This window comes from Streptomyces griseoaurantiacus, from assembly GCF_036189845.1.
Lineage (GTDB): Bacteria > Actinomycetota > Actinomycetes > Streptomycetales > Streptomycetaceae > Streptomyces > Streptomyces griseoaurantiacus.
In genome coordinates this window covers 3,526,884-3,541,526 of the sequence record NZ_CP108326.1, presented here as the reverse complement: position 1 = coordinate 3,541,526, position 14,643 = coordinate 3,526,884, and the positions used below count along the sequence as shown (strand labels likewise).

At 75.4% G+C, this 14,643-nt stretch carries 11 protein-coding genes and 1 pseudogene; 6 read left to right on the top strand and 6 right to left on the bottom strand.

All coding sequences use genetic code 11. The annotated features are described in order from the left end of the window. Nucleotides 1-29: 29 nt before the first annotated feature. Nucleotides 30-617 (bottom strand): annotated as a pseudogene (locus OHB09_RS15760) (HhH-GPD-type base excision DNA repair protein); the annotation flags it as partial. Nucleotides 618-704: 87 nt separating this feature from the next. On the opposite strand from OHB09_RS15760, the gene OHB09_RS15755 reads away from it, so the two are divergent. Next, nucleotides 705-2,828, top strand: a complete 2,124-nt coding sequence (locus OHB09_RS15755) for a penicillin acylase family protein (RefSeq protein ID WP_328922125.1) — start codon at nt 705-707, stop codon at nt 2,826-2,828. Then, the gene (locus OHB09_RS15750) at nt 2,821-3,531 is read left to right on the top strand and encodes a GNAT family N-acetyltransferase (RefSeq protein ID WP_167793481.1); all 711 of its coding nucleotides are present in this window, start codon (nt 2,821-2,823) and stop codon (nt 3,529-3,531) included. The genes OHB09_RS15755 and OHB09_RS15750 overlap by 8 nt, the downstream gene beginning before the upstream one ends. On the opposite strand, the gene OHB09_RS15745 is transcribed toward OHB09_RS15750, so the two are convergent. After that, nucleotides 3,509-3,955 (bottom strand): cupin domain-containing protein, encoded by a 447-nt coding sequence (locus OHB09_RS15745; RefSeq protein ID WP_040895930.1) that lies wholly within the window; start codon nt 3,953-3,955, stop codon nt 3,509-3,511. The genes OHB09_RS15750 and OHB09_RS15745 overlap by 23 nt on opposite strands. Before the next feature lie 141 nt (nt 3,956-4,096). After that, nucleotides 4,097-5,392, bottom strand: a complete 1,296-nt coding sequence (locus OHB09_RS15740) for an MFS transporter (RefSeq protein ID WP_328922124.1) — start codon at nt 5,390-5,392, stop codon at nt 4,097-4,099. A 223-nt stretch (nt 5,393-5,615) separates the two neighbouring features. On the opposite strand from OHB09_RS15740, the gene OHB09_RS15735 reads away from it, so the two are divergent. Next, the gene (locus tag OHB09_RS15735; protein WP_328922123.1) at nt 5,616-7,532 is read left to right on the top strand and encodes a copper resistance CopC/CopD family protein; all 1,917 of its coding nucleotides are present in this window, start codon (nt 5,616-5,618) and stop codon (nt 7,530-7,532) included. Between the two features lie 93 nt (nt 7,533-7,625). On the opposite strand, the gene OHB09_RS15730 is transcribed toward OHB09_RS15735, so the two are convergent. The 3 genes from OHB09_RS15730 to OHB09_RS15720 all read right to left on the bottom strand — a co-directional run bounded on the left by OHB09_RS15730 (nt 7,626) and on the right by OHB09_RS15720 (nt 10,852). Further along, nucleotides 7,626-8,612 (bottom strand): DUF72 domain-containing protein, encoded by a 987-nt coding sequence (locus OHB09_RS15730; RefSeq protein ID WP_328922122.1) that lies wholly within the window; start codon nt 8,610-8,612, stop codon nt 7,626-7,628. A gap of 117 nt (nt 8,613-8,729) precedes the next feature. Further along, nucleotides 8,730-9,389: a response regulator transcription factor gene (locus OHB09_RS15725; RefSeq protein ID WP_006141422.1), complete on the bottom strand. Its 660-nt coding sequence runs from the start codon at nt 9,387-9,389 to the stop codon at nt 8,730-8,732. Further along, nucleotides 9,377-10,852, bottom strand: a complete 1,476-nt coding sequence (locus OHB09_RS15720) for a sensor histidine kinase (RefSeq protein ID WP_006141423.1) — start codon at nt 10,850-10,852, stop codon at nt 9,377-9,379. Before OHB09_RS15720 ends, OHB09_RS15725 begins: the two co-directional genes overlap by 13 nt. 191 nt (nt 10,853-11,043) lie before the next feature. Here OHB09_RS15720 and OHB09_RS15715 point away from each other — a divergent pair, with 191 nt between their 5' ends. Genes OHB09_RS15715 through OHB09_RS15705 form a run of 3 tightly spaced genes read left to right on the top strand, consistent with a single transcriptional unit; the run spans nt 11,044 to nt 14,614 of the window. Next, nucleotides 11,044-11,286: a hypothetical protein gene (locus OHB09_RS15715; protein ID WP_006141424.1), complete on the top strand. Its 243-nt coding sequence runs from the start codon at nt 11,044-11,046 to the stop codon at nt 11,284-11,286. Next, a complete protein-coding gene (locus OHB09_RS15710) occupies nt 11,283-12,053 on the top strand; it encodes an ABC transporter ATP-binding protein (RefSeq protein ID WP_093590949.1) in 771 nt (256 codons plus the stop codon). The genes OHB09_RS15715 and OHB09_RS15710 overlap by 4 nt, the downstream gene beginning before the upstream one ends. Nucleotides 12,054-12,055: 2 nt before the next feature. Next, nucleotides 12,056-14,614: an ABC transporter permease gene (locus OHB09_RS15705; protein WP_328922121.1), complete on the top strand. Its 2,559-nt coding sequence runs from the start codon at nt 12,056-12,058 to the stop codon at nt 14,612-14,614. Nucleotides 14,615-14,643 lie beyond the last annotated feature (29 nt).

Sequence of the window (14,643 nt, the reverse complement as noted above, 5' to 3'; positions counted from 1 at the left end):
GTCTTCCCGGTTCGTGTGGACGTCGCGGCCCCGGCGCCCTTCTCGGCCTTCGCCGCCGCCTTCATCTCCTGCTTGTGCGCGCGCACAAGCGCCAGCGACTTCGGCCCCGTGATGTCCGCGACCGAGCGGAACGCGTCCGGCTCCCCGTACGCACCCGCCGCCTCCCGCCAGCCCTCCGGCCGCACCCCGAGTCGCTTGCCCAGCAGCGCCAGGAAGATCTGGGCCTTCTGCGCCCCGAACCCGGGCAGCTCCTTCAGCCGCGCCAGCAGCTCCGCGCCGTCCGTGACGTTCGACCAGACGGCCTCGGCGTCCCCGTCGTACCGCTCCACGAGGAAGGCGCAGAGCTGCTGGATCCGCTTGGCCATCGATCCCGGGTACCGGTGCACGGCCGGCTTCGCGGACAGCAGTGCCGCGAACTCCTCGGGCGCGTAGGCCGCGATGTCGTGCGCGTCGAGATCGTCGGCCCCCATGCGCCGGGCGAGGGTGTACGGCCCGGCGAAGGCCCACTCCATCGGCACCTGCTGGTCGAGCAGCATGCCGATCAGCGCCGCGAGCGGGCTGCGGCCGAGCAGGGCGTCGGCGTCCGGCTGCTGGGCGAGGTGAAGGGTGGCGTCCATGCACCGATGATCCCGCGCCCCGCCGTGACGTACCATTCCGGCGCACTGCTACTTAGGCATACCTAACCTCTTAAGGCGGGGTGCTGCATGACCTTCGACCTCTACCGCGACGCCCACGGGATCCCGCATCTGCGCGCCGGTGACGTCCTCGCGCTCGCCCGTGCCCAGGGCCGGGTCACCGCGCGGGACCGCGCTTGGCAACTGGAGGTGGAGCGCCACCGCGTCCGCGGCACCACCGCCGCCTTCCTCGGCCGCGAGGCCCTCCCCTGGGACCGCTTCGCACGCCGGGCCCGCCTGGAGGACACCGCGCGGCGCTGTCACGCCGCCCTGGAGGAACGGGACCCGGAGACCGCCGCCTGGGTGCGGGCGTACGTCGAGGGCGTCAACGAAGGGCTCGCCGCCGGGGCGCGCCGTGCCCCCGAGTTCGCCCGCACCGGGCTCGCCCCCGGCCGCTGGGAGCCCTGGACCCCGTTCGGCGTCTGGCTCGGCACCCACATCCTGTTCGCCGGCTTCCCCGCGAAGCTGTGGCGGGAGGAGGTGGTACGGCACCTCGGCCCGGAGGCGGTCGGGCTGTTCGCGGCCGACGGTCCCGGCACCGCCGGGAGCAACGGCTGGCTCGTCACCGGCGCCCGTACCGCCACCGGACAGGCCGTCATCGCGGGCGATCCGCACCGGTTCATCGAGGAACCCGGGGTCTACCAGCAGATCCGGCTGGCCTGCCCCGAGTTCGACGTCCTCGGGCTCGCCGTCCCCGGCGTCCCGGGCATCGCGCACTTCGCGCACACCGGCACGGTCGCCTGGGCCATCACCAACGCCATGGCCGACTACCAGGACCTGTACCGGGAGCGGCTGCGGCGCACCCCGGACGGCGTCGAGGCGCTCGACCCGGACGGCACCTGGCGGCCGGCCCCGGCCCACACGGAATCGATCGAGGTGGCGGGGGCCGAGGGGCGGCCGGAGGAGGTCGAGGTGATCGAGACGGCCCGGGGCCCGGTGGTGATCGGCTCCCCGCCGCCGCACGGAACCACCCCGGCGGCGGGGCCGGAGGCGGACCCCTGCGCCCCCCTCGCCCTGCGCCACCCGCCCCGCGTCACCGGGGACCTCGGCTTCGGCGCGCTGCTGCCGCTGCTTCGGGCCCGCCGGGTGGCCGACGTCGACCGGGCGTTCGACCGGTGGGCCGAGCCCGTCAACGTCGTCCTGGCCGCCGACACCGAGGGCGGCACGCTGCACCGGATCGCCGGACGCGTCCCCGTGCGCGCCGCCGCCAACCGGGTGCGGCCCGTCCCCGCCTGGGAGCCCGGGCACGAGTGGACCGGCTGGCACGAGACGCCGTACGGGGATCTCGACGACGGCCTCGCCGTGATGGCGAACCAGCGCGGGCCCGCCGCCCCCCTCGGCACCGAGTTCGCCCCGCCGCACCGGGCCGACCGCATCCGCGCGCTCCTCGGCGGGCGCCCGCGGTGGCGGGCCGCCGACATGCCGGAGGTCCACACCGACACCCACCTCGCCTCCGCCGCGCCCCTCCTCGACCACCTGGCCGCGCTCGACGGCCTCGCCCCCGCGCCCGCCGCCCTCCGCGAGCGGCTCCTGCGCTGGGACCGGCGGATGGCGGCGGACAGCGCCGACGCGGCGGGCTACGCGGCGGTGCGTGGCGCGCTCGTCCGGCGCCTCGCGGCCGAGCCCGCCTTCGCCGTGCTCGCCGACCCGCCCGCGTACCCGGAGGTCTTCCAGCCCTGGCTCGCCCTCCTCCCGCGCGTCGGCCTCGCCCTCGAACACCTCCTCACCGCACCCGACCTGTACGGCATCGACCGCCCCGCACTGGTCCGCGCGGCCCTGGAGGAGACGGCGACGACGCTCGGCGAGGGCGTGACCTGGGGCGACACCCACCTGCTTGCCCCGTGGCGGGCGCTGCCCCCGGAGGCGCCGGGCGAGGCGCCCCAGGAGCCGGGCCTGTCCGGCGACCACGACTGCGTGCTGAGCACCTCCTCCGTCCCCGGCCTGACCGACCTGGCCGCGCGGGCCTCCGCCGCCCGCTACGTCTGGGATCTCGCCCGGCGCGAGGACAGTCGCTGGGTCGTACCGTTCGGCGCCTGTGGCGTCCCCGGCGACCCCCACCACCGCGACCAACTGCCCCTGTGGCTCACGGGCGGGCTCGCCCCCGTCGTCACCGACTGGACCCTGCTGACCGAGGAGGACGTGGACCATGAGTGAGGAGAAGCCCCGCGACGCCGGCCGCCCCGATGCGCCCGGGGCGTACGCCGGCCGCCCCGCCGTGCACGAGCAGCGGATCGACGGCTTCGGCACCGTCCGCCTGCTGCGCCTGGACCCCGTCGCCGACGCCGGCACGGTGCACCGCTGGGTGCGCGAGGAGCGCGCCGTGTTCTGGGGGATGAACGGGCTCACCGAGGAGCAGGTCGGGGAGGTCTACGCCCACCTGGACACCCTCGACACCCACCACGCCTTCCTCGCCGTGAAGGACGGCGGGCCGGTGGGACTGCTGCAGACCTACGAGCCGGAGGCCGACCGGGTGAGCGAGTGCTACGCCGTCGAGCCCGGCGACATCGGCATCCACGTCCTCCTCGCCCCGCCCGGGGAGACGGCGCCGGGGACGGGCGGGGCGGAAACGGCCGGGGCGGGGCCGGGCGGCCGGCGGCCGGGCTGGTCGCGGGCGCTGATGTCGGTGTTCACGACGTACGCGTTCACCGTGCTGGACCGCGCGCGGATCGTCGTCGACCCCGACGCGCGCAACGCGCGGGCCCTCGCCCGCTTCACGGCCGAGGGTTTCGTCCTCGGGCCGCCGGTGACGCTGCCGGAGATCGACCTCCCGGACGTGTACCTGCCGGAGAAGCGGGCGCGGCTCGGCTTCCTGCGGGCGGGGGCCGGGGAGGGGGTCACGGACGGCAGAGCGCGGTGATCCGCCCGGCCTCCCCCGGATAGCGGGCGGTCAGGACCGCCGCGTCCCCGTGCTCGTACGTCTCCTCGGTGAAGCCGGGCGCCATCGTGCACCCGAACAGCGTCCACCGCCCGCCCGCGAGGACCCGGCCGCCCATCCAGGTGCCGGCGGGCACGGCGAGTTGTACGTGCTGACCGCCGAGGATGTCGGGACCGAGCACGGCGGTGCGGGCGGTGCCGTCCGGGGCGAGCAGCAGCATCTCCAGCGGATCGCCCAGGTAGTGGTGCCAGACCTCGGTGGCCGGGAGCCGGTGCAGGGCGGAGAAGTCGTCCGGCGCGGCGGTCAGCAGCGCGAGGATCGCGGTGCCCTCCGGCCGCCCGTCGGACCGTACGGGCCCCGCCCAGGTGCGGCGGAACCGGCCGCCCTCGCGGGGGATCGGCTCCATGCCGAAGTGGGCGAGGAGGTCCTCGGGCCGGAGCCCGCCGTGCGGGCGCGGGGGAGGGGGCACTCGCGAAGGTTAACGGCCGTGCGGGCGCGGAGAGGCGTCACTCCGCGAGAACCGGTGGCCGCTGGGCGTGGGGAGGCGTCACTCCGCGAAGGCCAGTGGTTGCGGGGCGCGGCGGGGGAGGAGCAGCGGGGTCGCCAGCAGGAGCAGGCCCGCCGCGGCGATCGCCGTGCGCGGGCCGAGGAGGGCGGCCAGCAGGCCCCACAGGGCCGTCAGCGCGGCGGTGCCGAGCTTGGTGGAGACCGACCACGCGGACAGCGTGCGGACGACCCGGGCGGCAAGGGTCCGCTCCAACCGGTAGGTGGCGTACACCGGGTTGAACACCCCGCAGCTCGTGATGACCCCGAACTCGACGAGGAGGACCAGGACGAGACCGGGGACGCCGGGCCGGACGAAGGCCAGGCCGAGCGGCCAGCAGGCGCGCAGCACGCCCGTGGCGAGCAGGATCCGGTGCTGCCCGAACCGGGCGACCAGCCGACGGGCCAGCCGGGAGCCGACCAGACCGCCCAGGGCGGGCAGCGCGAAGGCGAGGCCGTACTGCCAGGGGGCGAAGCCGAGGGGGCCGAGCATCAGCACGGCGAGCAGCGGGGAGATGGCCATGAGCAGGCCGTTGTAGAGGACGGTGTTGCCGAAGAGCGGGCGCAGCGCCGGGTCACGGAGGATGAACCGCCAGCCGTCGAACAGCTCGCGCGTACGAGAGCGGGAGTCGGCGTTCTCGGCGGGTCCGCCGTCCTTGGCGGCCCCGGTGTCTTCGGCGTTGCCGGTGTTCTCGGCGGTCCCCGCGGCCACGGCTTCCTCGCGGCGGGCCGGGCGCGGTTCGTGGGCGGTGATCGCGCGCAGGCCGAGGGCGGAGAGGAGATAGCTGGCCGCGTCGGCCAGCACGGTCACCACCGGCCCGAACAGGCCGACCATCGCCCCGCCGAGCGGCGGGCCGAGCACGATGGCGGTCCAGTTCGTCGACTCGAACCGGGCGTTGACGACGAGCAGCTCCTCCGGCGGCAGCAGCGTCTTGATGTAGGCGCCGCTCGCCGAGCGGAAGGCGATGTCGGCCGCCGCGACGACCACCGACACGGCCAGGAGATGGACGAAGGTCAGGGCGCCGAGGAGGTGGGCGACGGGGATCGTCAGCAGGGCGGCGCAGCGGACCAGATCCGTGGCGACCATGACCGGCCGCTTGCGGCGGTACTCCAGCCAGGGGCCGAGCGGCACGGCCGCCACGGCCCCCACCGCGAGCCCCGCGGCGGCGAGGAAGGAGACGGCCAGGGGCCCGGAGTGCAGCACCAGGACGGCGATGAGGGGAAAGGCGTCGAAGGCCAGCCAGGTCCCGAGCGCGCTGATCCCGTAGGCACCCCACAGCAGTCCGCCCCCGGCCCCCATGCACCGCCCCGTTCCGTCCGCGTCCACCGGGGCCCTACCGTACGGCCCGGGACCCCGGCGCCGCCGAGGGGGCGCCCCCCGGCCGTGAACACCCCGCGTCCCCCGTCCGTACCTCAAGAGAACCCCATGCCCACCTGCCCACCTGACCTGCCCACCTGACCCCTGGACCTCCCGGCCCCCATCCCCCGACCCCCCGACCGCAACGTACGGAGACGCAACGGACGTGGACGCACAGCGGGACCGCCCCACCCCCCAGCACCGGCTCATCCGCGCCCTCACCCTCCTCACCGCCACCCTCCTCCTGTTGCTCGTCGCCGGCGGCACCCCCGCCTCCGCCCACGCCGTCCTCACCTCCTCCGACCCCCAGGACGGCACCGTCGTCCGCACCGCCCCCCGCACCGTCACGCTCACCTTCAGCGAGTCAGTCGGCCTGCTCGACGACTCCTTCCGCGTGCTCGACCACACCAACCGGCGTCTCCACACAGGCAGGCCCACCCGGGCGGGCGGCCGTGGCGACACCGCCCGCATCACGCTCCCCGCCCGCATGGGCAAGGGCACCTTCACCATCGGCTGGCGCGTCGTCTCCGCAGACAGTCACCCCGTCTCGGGCGCGTTCACCTTCTCCATCGGCAAGCCGTCCCCCACGGCCGCCGCGCTGCCCGCCGAACCGTCCTCGGACGGCGCCTCGACGACCCTCTACGACATCGCCCGCTACTTCGCCTACGGCGGCATCGCCCTCCTGATCGGCGTCTTCGCGTTCGCCGCCGCCACCGGCCTCGCCCCGGCACGGGGTCCCGCCCGCCTGGGGTGGTGGACCCTGCTCGCCGCCACCCTCGCGCTGTTCCTGCTGCGCGGCCCGTACGAGCGGGGCACCGGACCCGCCACCGCCCTCGATCCGACGCTGCTCGACGACACGGCCGCCACCCGCCCCGGCCTCGCCCTCCTCCTGCGGCTGCCGCTCCTCGCGGTGGCGGTCTTCTTCCCGCTGCGCCCCGTGGAAGGGGCACCGATGAGAGAACGGCTGCGGCTCACCGGCGGTGCGCTGCTGTCCCTGGCCCTCGCCCTCACCTGGGCCATGTCCGAGCACGCCTCCGCCGGCATCCAGGTGCCCGCGGCGATGACGTCCGCCGTGCTGCACCTGCTGTCGATGGCGGCCTGGCTCGGCGGTCTGGCGGTCCTGCTGACCACGCTGTACCGCTCGCCCGAAGGGCTCCCGGCCCGTGCGGTGACCCGCTTCTCCCGTCTCGCCTTCGCCTCGGTCCTCGTCCTCGTGGCCACCGGCGTCTACCAGTCCTGGCGGGGCCTGGGCTCCCTGGACACCCTGACCACGACGACCTACGGCAGGCTGCTGACGGCCAAGCTGCTGGCCGTGGTCGTTTTGCTGGCCGCCGCCGCGTACTCCCGCCGCTTCACCGCTCGGCTGGCCGCGCCGCACGAGACGGCGGCCCCAGTGCCCGGACCGGACCGCGATCCCGGACCGGACCGCGATCCTGGCCCGGAGCCGGAGCCGGAGCCGGAGCCGGAGCCGGAGCCGGAGCCGGAGCCGGAGCCGGAGCCGGAGCCGGAGCCGGAGCCGGAGTCCGGACCGGCCCCCGGCCCTGGCCCGAACCGCGGCCCTGGCCCGAACCCTGGCCTCGGTCTCGGCCCCGCGTCGGCCGATCGTCGCCGGCTGCGCACCTCCGTGCTCACCGAGGTCACCGTCGGCGTCATGGTGCTCGTGGTGACCACGCTGCTCACCGGCACGCAGCCGGGCCGCGCCGAGACGGAGGCCGTCGCCGCTCAGCAGGCGGCCTCGCCGACCCTGGGTGCCTCGGCCACCGTCCCCTTCGTGGTGGGCTCGGCGGCCGGCCGGGGCAAGGCGCAGGTCGACCTGACCCCGGGCCGGTCGGGCGAGAACACGGTCCAGGTCGTGACGTACGGGCCGGACAGCGGCATCGTGACGGTCCCGGAGGTCCGTCTCACGTTCACCCTGGCGGACCAGGAACTCGGCCCGCTCGACGCGAAACTCGAGGACAAGGGCGGTTACTGGGCCTCCGACAGCCTCAACCTGCCGCTTCCCGGCGTGTGGACGATGAAGGTGACGGTGCGGACGACGGACATCGACCAGGTGACGGTGAAGCAGGACATCCGGATCGGCTGACGGGTCGGGCGGCGGCTGTGCTGCCGCAGCTCCGAAGTGGGGCGAGCGGTGCCACCGTGTGCTTCCCGTGAGTAGGGAGGTCCGTCGGATGTTTCACGTGAAACGAGCCCAGTCGCCCGTTTCACGTGAAACATCCACCCGATCGCCCCACTCCTCACCAAGCAGCTCCGCCATCCGTGCCGCCGCCCGCACGGCGGCCTCCCCGCAGCAGTTGTTGAACAGAACGTGCAGCTCCTCGGTGCGGTCGGCCATCGTCCGGAGCCGGGGTATCCACTCCCGCAGTTCGTCCGCCGTGTAGTCGTACCGGAACCGCTCCTCCTTGCTGCCCGTGCCCCACGCCGGGCTGCGCCCGTGGAAGCGCACGACGGCGAGGCGAAGCGAGGTGACGGGGGCGACGGGCGGTAGAGAGGTGGGCAGGGTCTGCACCATGTCCACGGCGACGGCCGCCAGGCCGAGTTCGGTGAGCAGCGCGCAGGTCGCGTCGTACTGCCGCTCGCGCCACCACGCCGGATGCCGGAACTCCACGGCGAGGGGCCAGTCGGCGGCCCGCTCCGCACATTCCCGCAGGGCGGCCACCGCGCGGGAGCCCGGGGAGAACCACGGCGGAAACTGGAACAGCACGGTGCCGAGCCGCCCGGCTTCCCGGAGCGGACGAATGGCTTCGGTGAACCGCCGCCACACCTCCTCGCGCAGTTTTGGTCCCTGGGGGAGCCCGCGGAGTTCGGCGGGGAGGACGCCCTGCCGGGTCGGGTGCCCGGTGAGCGCGGAGAACGCCTTGACGTCGAACCGGAACCCCTCGGGCGTGCGATCCACCCACAGGGCGCTGTTGCGGGCGCTGGGCAGCGCGTAATAGCTGGAGTCGACCTCCACCAGCGAGAACCGCGAGGCGTAGTGCCGCAGTCGGCCCTCGGCGTCGCGGGAGCCCTCGGGATACCAGCCGCTGTTCACCAGCGCCCGGTCCGTCCAGGAGCACGCGCCGACACGCACACGGCCCCTGCCCGCGTTCGTGTGAGTGCCCGTGCCCGTGCCCGTGCCCGTGTCCGCGCCCGTGTCGCTGTTCCTGCCCAGGTCCCGGTCCATGGAGTTCCGCTTAACCCGGACGGGCCCGCGAAAACGCCGAGTGCCGTACGGGCCACCCGGCGTGACGGACCGTCGGACGCCTGCGGGAGCGGGGGGCGCGGGAACGGACCAGCCCCGTCAGCCCCGTCGGCGTACGTCGTCGAGGTAGCGCAAAACGGCCGCCACCCGGCGGTCGACCTGGTCGGCGGGGGACAGGTCCAGCTTGGCGAAGATGCTGCGGATGTGCTTGTGCACGGCCCCGTCGGTGACGACGAGCCGCTCGGCGATCGCCGTGTTTCCGAGCCCTTCGGCCATCAGCGCGAGCACCTCGCGCTCGCGCGGGCTGAGCCGTTCCAGCCGGCTGTCCTCACGACTGCGGGTGAAGAGCTGGGCGACGACCTCGGGGTCGATGGCGGTGCCGCCCTCCGCGACCCGGCGCAGCGCGTCCAGGAACTCCTCGACCCGGCCGACCCGCTCCTTGAGCAGATAGCCGAGCTTGCGGACGCCGCCGGTGAGGAGCTCGGTGGCGAAGGTCTGCTCGACGTACGCCGAGAGCACGAGGACCGCGAGGTCCGGGTGGCGGCGCCGGGCCTCGACGGCGGCGACGATGCCCTCGTCGGTGTGCGTCGGCGGCATTCGCACGTCGAGGATGGCGACGTCCGGGGTGTGCTCGTCGATGGCCTTCAGGGCATCGTCGGGTGTGCCGGCGGTGGCCACCACGTCGAGGGATTCGGCCCGCAGCAGCAGGGCCAGGCCCTCGCGCAGCAGGGGGTCGTCCTCGGCGATCACAATCCGCATGGAAGTTCCACTTCAAGGGTCGTCGGGCCGCCACGGGGGCTGGCCAGGGCGAGTGTTCCGTCATGTGCCGCGATACGGCGGCGGATGCCGACCAGTCCGGAGCCGCCGTCCTCGTCGGCGCCTCCGTGGCCGTCGTCGGTGACGCGCAGCCGCAGCCGGCCCTCGTGTGTGCGCACGGTGACCTCGGCGTGGCGGGCGCCGCTGTGTTTGGCGATGTTGGTGAGGGCCTCGGCGACCACGAAGTAGGCGGTCGCCTCGACGGAGGCGGCACACCGCTGGGTCGCCTCGACGTCGATCCGGCAGGGCACGGGGCAGGAGGCGGCCAGGCCGTTCAGGGCGCCGGCCAGCCCGCGGTCGGCGAGCACCGGGGGCAGGATGCCGCGGGCCACCGTGCGCAGCTCGGCCAGTGCCTGCTCGGCCGCGCTCTGCGCGCGCTCCAGCAGTTCCTCGGCGCCGGCCGGGTCGCGGGCGACCATGCGGCGGGCGGCGCCGAGCAGCACGGTGACCGTGACGATGCGGTTCTGCGTGCCGTCGTGCAGCGAGCGCTCGATGCGCCGCAGCTCGGTGGCGTGGGCGTCGAGCGCGGCGGCCCGGGTGGCGGTGAGCTGGGCGATCCGCAGGGACAGGTCGGCCTCGGGCCCGGCCGACAGCAGGCGCCGGCCGGGCTTGCCCTGGATCCGGGCCATCCCGGGGACGAGGCCGAGGATGATCGCGATCCAGCCGACGGCGAGCAGGGTCACCGCGAGGGCGTCGGCCCAGGAGTGGGCGACGCCGAACCCCAGCGAGGTACTGGAGGAGTCCTGCGGCGCGAGCCGCCACCACAGCGGGAAGGTCGCGTCGCGGACCGCGAAGAGCATCAGCAGCAGCGCGAGGAAGCCGAGGAGCAGACCGAGCGTGCTGTGCCGGACCAGCCAGGCCAGCTCGCGTCGGGTGGTGGGGTCGGTGAGGGCCGGCCGGAGCCGGGTGGGCGGCGGTTCGGGGGCGATGACCTCCGGCCCCCAGCGGCTGAGCCGGTCGCGTTCGCGTCCGGCCAGCGCGTGCAGGATCCGCAGCGTGACCGGGGCGAACAGCAGCCCGATGCCGACCAGGCAGGCGAGAGCGGTGAGCACGGTGGTCACCAGGACGACGAGCGCCATCATGGCGGTGCCGAAACCACTGGTGAGCTGCTCCAGGCCGTGCGCCGCGTCCTTGCCGGCCCGGGTGGCGAGGGTCCGCAGATCCCGCTCGGGCTCGCCGGGCCCGCCGGTCTCACCGGCCCGCCCCGGCTCCGCGTCACCGCCGGGGCCGGAGGTGCCGTGAGAACCACGGGCACCGCGAACACCACGGACACCGCGGGTGCTCCCCGGCCCGGTGTACCGGTGGGAGCCGCCGGTGCCGGGCGCCCGGTCCTCCTCGCGTGCCTCCGGGGTGTCCCGGTGCGGCCACGTCCCCGAGGTGTCTCGGGGCGTGTCGTGCGTCGGCATGGTGGCCTCCTTCCGACAACGACCCTAGGGCGCCGCACCGTTCGCCGTCAGCCCGGGAGCCGAGGAGTACAGCCTGCTGTACCTCGGACCGGGCGGCTGGCGGGCTCGGAGGGACGGGCCCGGCTGCCTAGCGTCTTGGGTGTGCCGAAACGGCGGGTCCACAGCCCGCCGGCGTCCCCCGAGGAGTCCCCATGTCGCACCCCGACCCGTACCGCTTCACCGGCCCCGCCGACGACCACGCGCCGGCACGTTCCGGGGTCAGCCGGTCCGACGTACTGCGGGCGCTGCTCTGGACGGTCCTGGTGATCAGCGCCCTCGCCAACACCGTCGCCTCCTACGGCGACACCTCCACCGCCGTGCACCTCGCCTTCGGCGTCGTCACCGCCGCGTGCGCCACCGCGCTCGTCCTGCAGCGTCTGCGGGGTCGGCGATGATCCGGCCCTTCGCCGCCCCCGGCCCCGCTCGGACCGGGCACGCCGCCCCCGCCCCCGCGATCGTCCTGGACCGGGTCGGCAAGACCTACTCGGGCGGTGTCCGCGCCCTCGACGACGTCTCGCTCACCGTGCCGCGCGGCGCCTTCCTCGCCGTGATGGGCCCCTCCGGTTCCGGCAAGAGCACGCTGATGCACTGCGCCGCGGGCCTGGACACCCCCACCACGGGCAGCATCCGCATCGACGGCCACGAGATCGCGGGCCTGAACGAGACCCGGCGCACCGAACTGCGCCGCGAACGCGTCGGCTTCGTCTTCCAGTCGTACAACCTCGTCCCGTCCCTGGACCTCGCCGACAACATCACCCTGCCGCTGCGCCTGGCGGGCCGCGCGCCCGACCGCGCGTGGCTGGAGATGCTGGTGGAGCGGGTCGGGCTGGCCGGCCGGCTGACCCACCGGCCCACCGAACTCTCCGGCGGCCAGCAGCAGCGCGCGGCGATCGTGCGCGCGCTGGTCACCCGGCCGGCCGTGGTGTTCGCCGACGAGCCCACCGGCGCCCTGGACCTGCGCAGCGCCCACGAGGTCCTGCGGCTGCTGCGCGAACTCGTCGACGAGCTGGGCCAGACCGTCGTGATGGTCACCCACGACCCGGCCGCCGCCGCCCAGGCCCACCGGGCGCTCGTGATGGCCGACGGCCGCGTCGTCGAGACCCTCGACGCCCCCACCGCACCCCGCCTGGCCGACCGCCTGGTCGCCCTGGGAGGACGCTGACCATGCTGCACCTCGCCCTGCGCACCGCCCGCCACCGGATCGCCGCCCTGCTCGCGGTGGCCTGCGCCGTCTTCGGCGCCGCCGCCCTGCTCACCGGCACCGGCGTGCTCGCCGAGTCCGGACTGCGCTCCTCCCTTCCCGCCGGGCGGCTGGCCGGCGCCGACGTGATCGTCGCCGCCGAGCAGAGCGTGCGGGCCCCGGGCGACATGACCGTCCCGCTGACCGAACGCGGCACGGTCCCGGCCGGCCTCGTGGACCGGCTCGCCACACTCCCCGGCGTCACCGGGGCGGCCACCGACCTCGGCTTCCCGGCCGCCGTCGAGAGGACCGACGGCGCCCTCGCCACCGCCGTCGACCCGGCCACCGCCGGGCACGGCTGGTCCTCCGTCCACCTGCTGGCACACCCGCGCGTCACCGGCAAGGCCCCGGCCGGCGCCCACGAGGTCGCCGTGGACCGCGCCACCGCCACCGCCGCCCGGGCCGCCGTCGGGGACCGCGTCCGCGTCGCCGCCGCAGGCCGCCCCGCCGCCGACTACCGCCTGACGGCGATCATCGACGCCCCAGGCGCCGGCGTCCTCTTCGCCGACTCCGCCGCCACCGCACTCGCCGGACGCGACAGCGGCCCGCGCGCCGGCACCGTCGACCTGATCGGACTGCGCGCCACCCCCGGGCACACCGACGAGGTGGCCACCGCCGTCCGCCACCGGCTCGCGGAGTCCGGCACCACGGCCAGGCACCTGAAGGTCCTCACCGGCAGTGACCGCGGCGACGCCGTCTCGCCCGGCGACGGCGCCTCCCGCCCGCTGCTCCTGCTGATCTCCTCCTCCCTCGCCGGAGTGGTCGTCCTCATCACCGGCTTCGTCGTGGCGGGCGCGCTGACCGTCGCCGTGAACGGACAGCGCCGCGACCTCGCCCTGATGCGGGCCGTCGGCGCCACCCCCAAGCAGATCCGCCGGCTCGCCGCCGCGCAGGCCATGGTCGTCACCGCGATGGCGTACGTACCGGGCGCCGCCCTCGGCTACCTGCTCGCCGACCGGCTCAGGGACCTCCTCGTGGACCGCGGCGCGGTCCCCTCCGCGCTTCCCCTCACCGTGAGCCCGTTGCCCGCGCTCGCCACCGCCGTGCTGCTGGCCGCCGCCGTGCAGCTCGCGGCGCGGGGCGCGGCCTGGCGCACCTCCACCCGGCCCGCCACCGAGGCGGTCGCCGAGTCCCGCACGGAGCCTCGCGAGCCGGCCCGGCTGCGCACCTACGGCGGCCTGCTCGTGATCGTCGCCGCGACGACCCTCTCGGCCGCCCCGCTGCTGTCCCGCACCGCGATCGGGGCGGCGGCGACCCAGATGGCGGGCATCGTCGGCGCGATCGGCCTCGCCATGGCGGGCCCGGCGCTGACCCGGTGGGCCGGCACCGCGCTCGCCCGGCGCCTGCGCCCCGGCACCACGGCCCCCACCTGGCTCGCCGTGGCCAACGTCCGCGGCTACGCGCTGCGCGTCGCGGGAGTGGTGAGCACCCTCGCCATGGCGGTCGCCTTCGTCCTGACGTACGCCTTCACCCTGACCACCGTGGCGGAGGCCACCGCGCAGGACACCCGCGCCGGCACCCTGGCCCAGTACCGGGTGAGCGCGCCCGGCCTCGGCGGACTGCCCACCGGCCTGCTCGACGACGTACGGGACACCCCGGGCGTGAAGGAGGCCGCGCCCGTCACCACGACCACGGTGGTGTACTCCTACCGCGAACTCGGCGACGTCACCACGGAGTCGGCCGGCGCGACGATCCTCACCCCCGACGCACCCCGTGTCCTCGACCTCGACGTGCGCGAGGGCGGCCTGGACCGGCTTCGCGGCGCCACGGCAGCGATCAGCGAGGAGACGGCCCGCTCGCTCGACGCGGCGGTCGGCGACCGGATCACGCTCACCCTGGGCGACGGCACCACCGCCCACCCGCGCGTGGTCGCCGTCTACGGGCGCGGCCTCGGCTTCGGCCCCTTCGCCCTCTCCCACGACCTCGCGAGCCCGCACACCACGACCGGCCTCGACCAGAGCGTCCTCGTCCGCACCGACGGCACCCCGGAGGCGGAACACGCCCTGGCGACCCTGCTTGCGAAGACGCCCGGCCTGGACATGGGCGAGACCGCCGACGAGAGCGAGGGCGGACTGTCGGACGCGCCGGCGGAGGTCTGGATCAACCTGGCCACCATCGTCGTCCTGCTCGCCTACCTGCTGCTGAGCATCGCCAACAAGCTGGTGGCGACCACCTCCCAGCGCCGCGAGGAGATGGCCACGCTGCGCCTCAACGGCACGACACCCGCCCAGATCCGCGCGATGATGCGCCGCGAGGCGGTGCTCATCACCGCCGGTGCCCTGTTCGCGGGCATGGCCCTCAGCGCCGTCCCGCTGGCCCTGCTGGGCACCGCCTTCCTGCACCACCCCTGGCCGGCGGGCCCGGTCTGGCTCGTCCCCGCCACGGTCCTGACGATCGCGACGGTGGCGTACCTCTCGCTCCAGCTCCCCACCCGCCACGCCCTGCGCACTCCGCCGGCGGCGGCGCTGGGAGCACGCGGGTAGCCGGGCGGGCCGCTCACCCCGACCGGCGG

Coding starts and splice junctions, on each gene's coding strand:
- OHB09_RS15755 (WP_328922125.1), top strand. CDS start 705: ATGACCTTCGACCTCTACCGCGACGCCCACGGGATCCCGCATCTGCGC.
- OHB09_RS15730 (WP_328922122.1), bottom strand. CDS start 8,612: ATGGACCGGGACCTGGGCAGGAACAGCGACACGGGCGCGGACACGGGC.
- OHB09_RS15715 (WP_006141424.1), top strand. CDS start 11,044: ATGTCGCACCCCGACCCGTACCGCTTCACCGGCCCCGCCGACGACCAC.
- OHB09_RS15750 (WP_167793481.1), top strand. CDS start 2,821: ATGAGTGAGGAGAAGCCCCGCGACGCCGGCCGCCCCGATGCGCCCGGG.
- OHB09_RS15705 (WP_328922121.1), top strand. CDS start 12,056: ATGCTGCACCTCGCCCTGCGCACCGCCCGCCACCGGATCGCCGCCCTG.
- OHB09_RS15740 (WP_328922124.1), bottom strand. CDS start 5,392: ATGGGGGCCGGGGGCGGACTGCTGTGGGGTGCCTACGGGATCAGCGCG.
- OHB09_RS15710 (WP_093590949.1), top strand. CDS start 11,283: ATGATCCGGCCCTTCGCCGCCCCCGGCCCCGCTCGGACCGGGCACGCC.
- OHB09_RS15725 (WP_006141422.1), bottom strand. CDS start 9,389: ATGCGGATTGTGATCGCCGAGGACGACCCCCTGCTGCGCGAGGGCCTG.
- OHB09_RS15745 (WP_040895930.1), bottom strand. CDS start 3,955: ATGGAGCCGATCCCCCGCGAGGGCGGCCGGTTCCGCCGCACCTGGGCG.
- OHB09_RS15720 (WP_006141423.1), bottom strand. CDS start 10,852: ATGCCGACGCACGACACGCCCCGAGACACCTCGGGGACGTGGCCGCAC.